We start from the raw sequence: 9,797 nt of genomic DNA on the forward strand, positions 1-9,797 counted from the left end.
ACCGATACCGGCGGCTCGATCCGCCAGCCGGCAGCCTTCACCGGCACCGTCGGCATCAAGCCGACCTATGGCCGCTGCTCGCGCTGGGGCACCGTCGCCTTTGCCTCCTCGCTCGACCAGGCAGGCCCGATCGCCCGCGACGTGCGCGATGCCGCAATCCTTTTGAAGTCGATGGCAAGCGTCGATGCAAAGGACACGACGTCGGTCGATCTGCCGGTTCCGGATTACGAAGCAGCTCTCGGCCAATCGCTGAAGGGCATGAAAATAGGCATCCCGAACGAATACCGTGTCGAGGGCATGCCCGACGAGATCGAAACCCTTTGGCGCCAAGGCATCGCCTGGCTGAAGGATGCCGGCGCCGAAATCGTCGATATCTCGCTGCCGCACACCAAATACGCTCTTCCAGCCTATTACATCGTCGCTCCGGCCGAGGCCTCCTCGAACCTCGCGCGTTACGACGGCGTGCGCTACGGCCTGCGCGTCGACGGCAAGGACATCGTCGACATGTATGAGAAGACGCGGGCCGCGGGCTTCGGCAAGGAAGTCAAGCGCCGCATCATGATCGGCACCTATGTGCTGTCGGCCGGTTATTACGATGCCTATTACATCCGCGCCCAGAAGGTCCGCACGCTGATCAAGCGCGATTTCGAACTGGCCTTCGACGCCGGCGTCGACGCGATCCTGACGCCGGCAACGCCGTCGTCGGCCTTCGGCGTTGCCGATGAGAACCTCGCCGCCGATCCGGTGAAGATGTATCTGAACGACATCTTCACGGTGACGGTCAACATGGCAGGCCTTCCCGGCATCGCCGTGCCGGCCGGTCTCGATCACAAGGGCCTGCCGCTCGGCCTGCAGCTGATCGGCAAGCCCTTCGATGAGGAAACCCTCTTCAAGACCGCCCATGTCATCGAGCAGGCGGCCGGCCGGTTTACGCCGGCCAAGTGGTGGTAACGGAGCTAACGATCCCGATAGCGGCTGCCGACCACGAAGCGGTCGGCGCCCTCGGCTTTGCCGCATGGTTGGCTAATTGACAGCCGGAACCGGGAGGAGGCCTCATGCCGAAACAGGATCTTGCGCAATTGATCGAGGCAGCTGATCGCCTCGCTGCCGGCGGTTTCACCATAGGCCCGGATTGGCAGGCGCTCCACGACATCTGCCAGCGCCACGAAGGCGAACAGCCGTTCGACTGGGGGCACGCCCTTTGCCATCGCATCGAGGGTGATGACTGGAACGCCGATTACTGGTATCGCCGTGCCGGCAAGACGCGCGGCACGGGCTCGATGGCCGACGAGTGGTCGGCGATGCGGACGGAACTCTCTGCAAAGGCTTGAGGCGACACCCTGACCGCGCCCGTTTGAGACGCGATCAGGAGTGCCACTATTACCTGTTGTTCAGCTGTGACCTAACCAGCCTCAGCCCTCTTTCGGTGATCCGGTAGGGCTGGCCGCCTGAGGACTTGATTGCCCTTAGCCGCTTCAGCCTGCGGAAGAGATCGAGGTCGACGCCGGGATAGACCCAGCCGTCGCGGGTGAAGCAACTGACCGCTTCGATCTTCCTGTCGTCGTCGCGGGTAATTTCAATGCGCCCGCCCTGGGCCATGAGATGCAGGATGCGCTGCTCCGTGCGAGAAATGTCCATGTGTTGAGATCCGGTGTCGCGCCCGGCAGGGCGCACAAAAACGATCTGGCGCTCATTCGAACGTCAGGGCTTCGTTTTTCGGGCCCATGCGCGCAAGCGAACTTGCGGGCAGGGCCTTTACCGGGTCTCAGGCAGGCTCAACATAAAACACCTCGATAGGGTTTATTATTCAGCCCGGAAAATTCGGTCAAGAGCGTGGTCTCAGGTCAAAACCAGTCGAAAACCTTACTTTTGGCCGATCATCCCTTTGGAGGTACTGGTAAATTCCGCGACTCAATGGTCTAGTTGAAGGGTAACGCGGAGGTGTCGTTGATCCACATTCGCAATGCCCGCGACGGTGAAGCGGAGCTATTGAGCGAGATCGGGCTCAGGGCCTGGCAAAATGCGATGGCGTCGATCGGCGAATCGGACGCGATGATCGATGCAGCGCGCAACGCCTTTCGGAACTTCGTAGAAAACGACTGGCTGACCATCACCGTTGTCGAGCAGAACGGCCAGGTCGCAGGCTGGGCGGCGCGCGAGGGATTGGACGAAACCATCTCGGATTTCTGGATCGATCCCGCCTTCACCCGCCAGGGCCTCGGTTCGGCCCTTCTCGTCCGCATCGAAAAGGAGATCGCCGATCAGGGCCTCGAGAAGGCGGCGATGCAGACCCATTCCGGCAATAGCGAAGCGATCGGCTTCTTCCAGAAGCACGGCTACAGCATTCACTGGCTCTCGGTTGCCTACAATCCGAAGCTCGACCGAGACGTGCCCTCCGTTGGACTGACGAAACAGCTCGTTTCGGATGGCCAAGGTGGCTATGGGCTGGAATTCTGATGCTTCAAGAATCCTAAAGAAGGAGAGGGCTCCATTGCGGCAGGAACGCCAGCACAGCAATTAGTGCGCCGTGCAGGATCAGGATCGCCGCCAGGATTGACCGGAACGGCTCCTTTCTCGTCTTGTGCCGCAGCAACTGCTGTGCAGCCAGCGCGCCAAGGCTGCCGCCGATCAGCGCAAGGATGAGAAGCGTGCGCTCGCTGATGCGCCACCTGCCGTGGCGCGCCGCCTGCTTGTCCATGAAATAGATCGAAAACACCAAGAGGTTCAGCGTCAGAAACAGCAAGGCCGATTTGAGGATATCGATCATCGTCATCGGGAAACCCTAGCGTGGCTCCGTTAACGAACGGCAAAACCGTGATGCGGACCACGGCGAAAGCCTTGCACCGGCACACCATTTCCTTTACCTCACCAGTGGAAAAGAACAGCCTGCAAAGAGCATCAGATGACCCTTGTCGACGTCCGCACGCCTGATCCGAAACGCTTCATCCCCGGCGCCACCGGCGACTGGGAAGTCATCGTCGGCATGGAAGTCCATGCCCAGGTGCTGTCGAATTCGAAGCTCTTCTCCGGCGCCTCGACGGAATTCGGCAAGCCGCAGAATTCGAACGTCTCGCTGGTCGACGCAGCCATGCCCGGCATGCTGCCCGTCATCAACGAGGAATGCGTCAAGCAGGCTGTTCGCACCGGCCTCGGCCTGAAAGCCCAGATCAACAAGCGCTCCCTCTTTGATCGCAAGAACTATTTCTATCCCGACCTACCGCAGGGCTATCAGATCTCCCAGTTCAAGGATCCGATCGTCGGCGAGGGCAAGATCGTCATTTCGCTCGGGCCGGACCGTCAGGGCCAGTTCGAGGATATCGAGATCGGCATCGAGCGCCTGCATCTGGAGCAGGACGCCGGCAAGTCGATGCATGACCAGCACGCAACCATGTCCTATGTCGATCTGAACCGTTCCGGCGTCGCACTGATGGAGATCGTCTCCAAGCCCGACATGCGCTCGTCCGACGAGGCCAAGGCCTATATGACCAAGCTGCGCTCGATCGTGCGCTATCTCGGCACCTGCGACGGCAACATGGACGAAGGTTCGATGCGCGCCGACGTCAACGTCTCCGTCCGCCGCCCGGGCGAGGGTTTCGGCACGCGCTGCGAGATCAAGAACGTCAACTCCATCCGCTTCATCGGACAGGCGATCGAATATGAAGCCCGTCGCCAGATCGGCATTCTGGAGGAAGGCGGCAAGATCGATCAGGAGACCCGCCTTTTCGATCCGAACAAGGGCGAGACGCGTTCGATGCGCTCTAAGGAAGATGCGCACGACTATCGTTATTTCCCCGATCCGGATCTGCTGCCGCTTGAATTCGACGATGCCTTCATCAAGGCGCTCGAAGCCGATCTGCCGGAACTGCCTGACGACAAGAAGGTACGCTTCGTGCGCGAGCTCGGCCTGTCGATCTACGACGCCTCGGTGCTCGTTTCCGAAAAAGCGATTGCCGATTATTTCGAAGCCGTCGCCGCAGGCCGTGACGGAAAGACGGCCGCCAACTGGGTGATCAACGATCTGCTCGGCGCCCTGAACCGGACCGGCAAGGATATCGAGCAGACGCCGGTTTCGCCGGCCCAGCTCGGCGCCATCATCGATCTCATCAAGGCGGGAACCATATCCGGCAAGATCGCCAAGGATCTCTTCGAGATCGTGCTGACCGAAGGCGGCGATCCCGCTGATATCGTCGAGGCGCGCGGCATGAAGCAGGTGACGGATACCGGCGCGATCGAAAAGGCCGTGGACGAGATCATCGCCGCCAATCCCGATCAGGTCGAAAAGGTCAAGGCGAAGCCGACCATGGCAGCATGGTTCGTCGGCCAGGTGATGAAGGCGACCGGCGGCAAGGCCAATCCGCAGGCTGTCCAGGCCCTCGTCAAGGCGAAGCTCGGCATCGAGGAATAAGCGGTGTATTTCGTCCGCACTGCCGGTGAGCGCGACCTGGAGAAGGTGCGCGCCCTCCTGGCGGAGAGCTTTCACGCCACCTATGACGGCCTTCATGGCGCAGCCAGGGTGGGGGATCTGATCGCCCATCTCTTTTCGCCGGCGGCGCTGAAGGCGCGCCTCGTGCGAAAGGATGCCGAATTCCTAGTCGCCGACGACGGCCGCAATATCGGCGGCATGGGTTATGCGGCAATGTCGCAGGCACTGACGAAGACGGTCATCCTGCATCTCCTCTACGTCAGGCCGGCGCTGCAGCGCCAAGGCATCGGCCGCGATATCTTTGCCGAGCTCGAAACCTGCTTCCCGGATGCGGAGATCATGCGTCTCGAAGTCGAACCGCAGAATGCGGCGGCGATCGCCTTCTATCTCTCGCACGGCTTCACCGAAGTCGGCCGCAACGAGAATAGCGGAGCCGGGCAATCCGGCATTCCGGCGCTGATCTTTGAAAAGCCGCTCGAAGGGCATTGAGGCCGTGGTGGTCGAGTTGCCCAACATTGTCATTCGCAAGGCAAGCAGGGAAGATCTGCCGGCGCTTGTGGCAATGTTTGCCGCCGATGCGCTTGGCGGTCATGGCGATACCACGGAAGCTGAAGCCTTCCCGGATTATCTCAGGGCCTTCGCTGTCATCGAGGCTTCGCGCGACCAGACACTTTACGTCGCAGAGCGCGGCGGCGAGGTGGTCGGCACGTTTCAGACGATGGTGACCACGTCGCTCACTGGCCGTGGCTCCTCGGCGATGATCATCGAGGCGGTGCAGACGCGTGCCGATATGCGCGGGCAGGGGGTCGGTGCCGCGATGATCGAGTTCGCCACTGCCGAGGCAAAAGGCCGCGGTATCATGCGGGTAGCCCTAACCTCGAATGCGGTGCGTAGGGATGCCCATCGTTTCTATGAAAGGCTGGGCTTCAAACCCTCCCATCTGGGCTTTAAGATGGCTTTGAAATGACCCGTGGCTGTCGTGGAATCGCTGGACAATTCGGCTTGGCGACGGCATAAGCGAGGAAACGAATTCTGGTTTGGCTCGCATCTGGCGGGCACAAGGAAAAGACATGTGGAATCTTCTGGTTCAGACCTTTACCTGGTGGAACGGTCAGACGATGGGCACGCGTTTTGCGACCTGGCGTTTTGGCAAGCGCGTCGGCGAGGATGAATTCGGCAACGTCTATTACGAAGGCGGCATGTCTTCCTACGGTCTGCCGAAGCGCTGGGTGATCTACAAGGGTTATGCCGAAGCCTCCGCCATTCCGCCGGGTTGGCATGGCTGGATGCATCATCGCACCGATGTTCCTCCGTCCAAGGAGAGCTACGTCGCCAAGGAATGGCAAAAGCCGCACCGTCCCAACCATACCGGTTCACCGCAGGCCTATCGTCCACCGGGCTCCATCGCGGTTCCGGGCGAGCGTCCACGCGTCACCGGCGATTACGACGCCTGGACGCCGGGCAACTGAGGCGGCCCGACCGGGCGATCCCAAGACCCGGCTTTTGGCCACAATTGACCTTTACCCGCAGGTTGGCCGCGCTTGACCGCGGTGTGAACTGAAAATGTCTGGAGACGGGTACACATGAAGCTCTTCACGCGGAACAAGGTCCTGCGTGCCGCCGGATCGCTGCTGGCGCTCTCGGCCCTGCTTCCGCCAGTTGCGGCAAATGCCGCACGCATCGAAAATCCGGTTGCCGTCTTCTCCGGCCTCGACAAGATCACCGGCCGCATCACGACGTTCGACGTCTATGTCGATGAGACGGTACAGTTCGGCGCACTGCAGGTGACGCCGAAGGCCTGTTATTCGCGCGACCAGTCGGAAGCGCAGAAGATCGACGGTTTCGTCGAGGTTGACGAGATCACCCTCGACCGCAAGATCCGCCGCATCTTCACTGGTTGGATGTTCGCCGCCAGCCCCGGCCTCAACGCTGTCGAACACCCGATCTACGACGTCTGGCTGAAAGACTGCAAGACAACCTCGGACGTCCCGGCTCCCGACGGCACCAAGGCGACAGCCCGCTAACACCTCTCATCACGCCTTACAGCGCCGCGCGTCTTTTCGGACGGGCAGACGCTGTAACGCGTTGAATTACGCAGTAGCCTGGTGAGCCTATGCAGTGGGTGTCTTGTTCCTGCTGAAAAGGCCCTTGGCAAAGCGAAGCGCAGCGGCGAACACGATGAAGACGAGGACGCCGGCCTTCTTGAAGAAGGCGAGGGCGAATGCCAGCAATCCCACCTTGGCGGCAATCTTGGCGCCCGCGCCGGCAGCAATCATTCCCGCCATCCCATAGGCCGCGATCTTGTCACCTTCGACATAGTCAGTATAGGCCATCCCCTTGTCGAACTGCACGAGCTTGGTGACGGACGGAATGACGCCCTCGATCTCCCTCAATTGAGCGAGGCCGGCGACGAAGTCGAATTGGAATACACCCTGGCGTCCGAGCACGCGCACGGAATAGTTCAGCGTGTGCTGTGCCTGCGTGTCATCGCCGAACACCAGATCACGCGCCCAGTGCATGGCATGCGCCGATGTGTCGTAGTGCGGCGTGGAAGCCCAGCCGACAAGCGTGATCTTCTGAAAACCCTGCTTTTGACGTTCGACGTTGTTTTCCCTGATGGAATCTTTGATGTTTTGCAGCAATTCGTCGTAATTCGTCGTGGCGGCGTCGACATCCGAGACATAGCCGTCGGCGCTGTATTCCACGATGGAGCCCCAGGCCTCGACATCGGTCGGCGCGTATTTCGCCGGGAAGATCATTCCCATCGTTCCCTCCGCGGCCGCCGGAGGATTTCCCCAGATGTCGACGAGCACCGTCTTCGTGTCGGCAGGGCTGAGATAGTAGAAGTCGGCGGGCACGTTTAGCGTTGCCTTCGCTTCAGGCAGCTTGATCACGCCCTGCTGGAAATCAAGCTTCTCCAGCAACGGCTTTTCCGCGTCGGAAAAATCGGTCCTGCTGGGGAACATGTCCTGGTATGGGCGTGCGCCGGCTTGACCCGTAAACAAGGTCAAAAGGATCGCGGCTGCAAAATATCGTTTCAAAATTCTATCCCCCGTTGTATTTTTCGAACCTAGCCAAATCGGCTGAAAAATCAACGCATGGACGAATTGATCGCGCTTAAAACTTAAGGTGCGGCGACTCCATTGCCGCAGAAAGCATCAGGGCATAGTCGGCCTTCAGAACGTCGATCGCTCCGAACGTCTTCAGGTGCTCGGTGGTGAACTGCGTGTCGAGCAGCGTGAAGCCCCTTTCCCGCAGCCGGTCGACGAGATGCACGAGGCAGATCTTCGAGGCATCCGTCCGGCGCGAAAACATGCTTTCGCCGAAGAAGGCCGAGCCGAGCGAGACGCCGTAGAGGCCGCCGACCAGTTCATCGCCCTCCCAAGCTTCGACCGTATGGGCATGGCCCATGTCGAAGAGCGTCGAGTAAAGTGATCTGATCGTCTTGTTGATCCAGGTGCTGGGGCGCCCGGATGTCTCCTCCGCACAGGCAGCGATCACCTCATCGAACGCGTGATCGAAACGGATCTCGAAGGGTTTCTTGCGCACCGCCTTGGCAAGGCTTTTCGACACGTGGAAATGGTCGAGCGGCAGCACGCCGCGCAATTCCGGCTCGACCCAGAAGATCTCCGGGTCGTCGGCGGATTCGGCCATCGGGAAGAGGCCGATAGAATAGGCGCGCAGGAGAATGTCAGGGGTGATGCCTGGTGACTTCCTGCGCGATCCTGCCATTCCTGTCCTATGCCGCCGGGTTGTTGGCGAGGTAGTGTTCCAGCCAGTGGATGTCGTAGTCGCCGTTGGCGATATCCTGGTTGGAGACGAGATCCTGGAACAGCGGCAGCGTCGTATTGATGCCGTCGACGACAAATTCGTCAAGCGCCCGGCGCAGGCGCATCATGCATTCGACGCGGGTACGGCCGTGCACGATCAGCTTGCCGATGAGGCTGTCGTAATAAGGGGGGATCTTGTAGCCCTGATAGGCACCGGAATCGATGCGCACGCCAAGGCCGCCCGGCGCGTGGAAATGCGTGATCGTGCCGGGTGAGGGCACGAAGGTGCGCGGGTGCTCGGCATTGATGCGGCACTCGATGGCGTGCCCGGAAAAATGCACTTCGTCCTGAGTCACCGAGAGACCGCCGCCGGAAGCGACGCGGATCTGCTCATGCACCAGGTCGATGCCGGTGATCGCTTCGGTTATCGGATGCTCCACCTGCAGGCGGGTGTTCATTTCGATGAAATAGAACTCGCCATTCTCATAGAGGAATTCGATCGTGCCGGCACCGCGATATTTCAGCTTCTTCATGGCGTCGGCGCAGATCTGGCCGATCTTCATGCGCTGCTCGACGTTAAGTGCCGGCGAATTCGCCTCTTCCCAGACCTTCTGATGGCGGCGCTGCAGCGAGCAGTCGCGCTCGCCGAGATGGATGGCATTGCCTTCGCCGTCGCCGAACACCTGGATTTCGATGTGGCGCGGTTTGCCGAGATATTTTTCCATATAGACGGCATCATTGCCGAAAGCGGCTGCCGCTTCGGTGCGCGCCGTCGACCAGGCCTCGATCACGTCGGCCTCGCTCTTGGCGACTTTCATGCCGCGTCCGCCGCCGCCGGCGGTTGCCTTGATCAGCACGGGATAGCCGATTTCGGCGGCTGTCTTCAGCGCATCCTCTTCGGTCTTCACTTCGCCGTCCGAACCCGGAACGACGGGAATGCCGAGTTCCAGTGCCGTCGTCTTGGCGGTGATCTTATCGCCCATGATGCGGATATGGTCCGCCGTCGGCCCGATAAAGGTGATGCCGTGGGCTTCGAGGATATCGGCAAACTTGGCATTCTCCGACAGAAAGCCGTAGCCCGGATGCACGGCGTCAGCGCCGGTGATCTCGCAGGCGGCGACGATCTGGTGGATGTTGAGATAGCTTTCGCGCGAGGAGGGTGGGCCGATGCAGACACTTTCGTCGGCAAGTCGCACATGCATGGCATCGGCGTCGGCGGTGGAATGAACCACGACGCAGGCGATGCCGAGCTCCTTGCAGGCCCGGAGCACGCGAAGGGCGATTTCCCCGCGATTGGCGATGAGGATTTTCGAAATCATGGGCATGGGCCTATTCGATGACGACGAGGGCTTGGCCGTATTCGACGGGATGCCCGTCATCGACGAGGATCTCGGTCACCTTGCCTGACTTCGGCGAGGGGATCTGGTTCATCGTCTTCATCGCTTCTATGATCAGGAGCGTCTGGCCTTCCTTGACGGTCGCGCCGACTTCGATGAAGGCACGCGCGCCCGGAGCCGGCGCCATGTAGACGGTGCCCACCATCGGTGCATTGACGACATTGGCCGGGTTGCGGCCGGGAGCTGCGGCCGGGGCGGCAGCGACTG

14 protein-coding genes are annotated in these 9,797 nt (G+C 60.7%); 8 read left to right on the forward strand and 6 right to left on the reverse strand.

What is annotated here, in order from left to right:
- Positions 1 to 951, forward strand: a 951-nt coding sequence (locus MOV76_RS36430; protein WP_247266370.1) for an amidase family protein, incomplete at its 5' end; no start/stop codon positions are given.
- Positions 952 to 1,055: 104 nt separating this feature from the next.
- A complete protein-coding gene (locus MOV76_RS36435; RefSeq protein WP_247266371.1) occupies positions 1,056 to 1,331 on the forward strand; it encodes a hypothetical protein in 276 nt (91 codons plus the stop codon).
- Between the two features lie 49 nt (positions 1,332 to 1,380).
- On the opposite strand, the gene MOV76_RS36440 is transcribed toward MOV76_RS36435, so the two are convergent.
- Positions 1,381 to 1,638 carry a YjhX family toxin gene (locus MOV76_RS36440; protein ID WP_018241825.1) on the reverse strand — a complete coding sequence of 86 codons (258 nt, stop codon included), beginning with the start codon at positions 1,636 to 1,638 and terminating at the stop codon, positions 1,381 to 1,383.
- A gap of 309 nt (positions 1,639 to 1,947) precedes the next feature.
- Between MOV76_RS36440 and MOV76_RS36445 the strand changes: the two genes are divergently transcribed.
- Entirely contained in the window at positions 1,948 to 2,457 is a 510-nt protein-coding gene (locus MOV76_RS36445; protein WP_003558950.1) for a GNAT family N-acetyltransferase, read from the forward strand.
- 13 nt (positions 2,458 to 2,470) lie between these two features.
- Here the strand turns inward: MOV76_RS36445 and MOV76_RS36450 are convergent, their stop codons facing one another.
- On the reverse strand, positions 2,471 to 2,773 hold the full coding sequence (locus tag MOV76_RS36450; RefSeq protein WP_018445601.1) for a DUF1294 domain-containing protein: 303 nt from the start codon (positions 2,771 to 2,773) through the stop codon (positions 2,471 to 2,473).
- A 129-nt stretch (positions 2,774 to 2,902) separates the two neighbouring features.
- Here MOV76_RS36450 and gatB point away from each other — a divergent pair, with 129 nt between their 5' ends.
- The 5 genes from gatB to MOV76_RS36475 all read left to right on the forward strand — a co-directional run bounded on the left by gatB (position 2,903) and on the right by MOV76_RS36475 (position 6,447).
- Entirely contained in the window at positions 2,903 to 4,405 is a 1,503-nt protein-coding gene (gene gatB / locus MOV76_RS36455; RefSeq protein WP_028732034.1) for an Asp-tRNA(Asn)/Glu-tRNA(Gln) amidotransferase subunit GatB, read from the forward strand.
- A 3-nt stretch (positions 4,406 to 4,408) separates the two neighbouring features.
- On the forward strand, positions 4,409 to 4,912 hold the full coding sequence (locus MOV76_RS36460; RefSeq protein ID WP_018445599.1) for a GNAT family N-acetyltransferase: 504 nt from the start codon (positions 4,409 to 4,411) through the stop codon (positions 4,910 to 4,912).
- Between the two features lie 4 nt (positions 4,913 to 4,916).
- Complete coding sequence (locus tag MOV76_RS36465; protein ID WP_247266374.1) at positions 4,917 to 5,390, forward strand: GNAT family N-acetyltransferase; 474 nt, start codon at positions 4,917 to 4,919, stop codon at positions 5,388 to 5,390.
- A 103-nt stretch (positions 5,391 to 5,493) separates the two neighbouring features.
- Positions 5,494 to 5,892 carry an NADH:ubiquinone oxidoreductase subunit NDUFA12 gene (locus MOV76_RS36470; protein WP_018241831.1) on the forward strand — a complete coding sequence of 133 codons (399 nt, stop codon included), beginning with the start codon at positions 5,494 to 5,496 and terminating at the stop codon, positions 5,890 to 5,892.
- Between the two features lie 114 nt (positions 5,893 to 6,006).
- On the forward strand, positions 6,007 to 6,447 hold the full coding sequence (locus MOV76_RS36475) for a DUF2155 domain-containing protein (protein ID WP_028732032.1): 441 nt from the start codon (positions 6,007 to 6,009) through the stop codon (positions 6,445 to 6,447).
- Between the two features lie 87 nt (positions 6,448 to 6,534).
- Here the strand turns inward: MOV76_RS36475 and MOV76_RS36480 are convergent, their stop codons facing one another.
- The 4 genes from MOV76_RS36480 to MOV76_RS36495 all read right to left on the reverse strand — a co-directional run.
- Positions 6,535 to 7,464, reverse strand: a complete 930-nt coding sequence (locus MOV76_RS36480; RefSeq protein WP_028732031.1) for a DUF2167 domain-containing protein — start codon at positions 7,462 to 7,464, stop codon at positions 6,535 to 6,537.
- 76 nt (positions 7,465 to 7,540) lie between these two features.
- On the reverse strand, positions 7,541 to 8,155 hold the full coding sequence (aat, locus tag MOV76_RS36485; RefSeq protein ID WP_247266372.1) for a leucyl/phenylalanyl-tRNA--protein transferase: 615 nt from the start codon (positions 8,153 to 8,155) through the stop codon (positions 7,541 to 7,543).
- Positions 8,156 to 8,162: 7 nt separating this feature from the next.
- Complete coding sequence (accC, locus tag MOV76_RS36490; protein ID WP_018241835.1) at positions 8,163 to 9,518, reverse strand: acetyl-CoA carboxylase biotin carboxylase subunit; 1,356 nt, start codon at positions 9,516 to 9,518, stop codon at positions 8,163 to 8,165.
- Between the two features lie 4 nt (positions 9,519 to 9,522).
- On the reverse strand, positions 9,523 to 9,797 hold a 275-nt coding region (locus MOV76_RS36495; RefSeq protein ID WP_247266373.1), incomplete at its 5' end, for a biotin/lipoyl-containing protein.

Origin of the sequence: Rhizobium sp. PRIMUS64 (genome assembly GCF_023006465.1) — a bacterium.
GTDB classification, from domain to species: Bacteria; Pseudomonadota; Alphaproteobacteria; order Rhizobiales; family Rhizobiaceae; genus Rhizobium; species Rhizobium leguminosarum.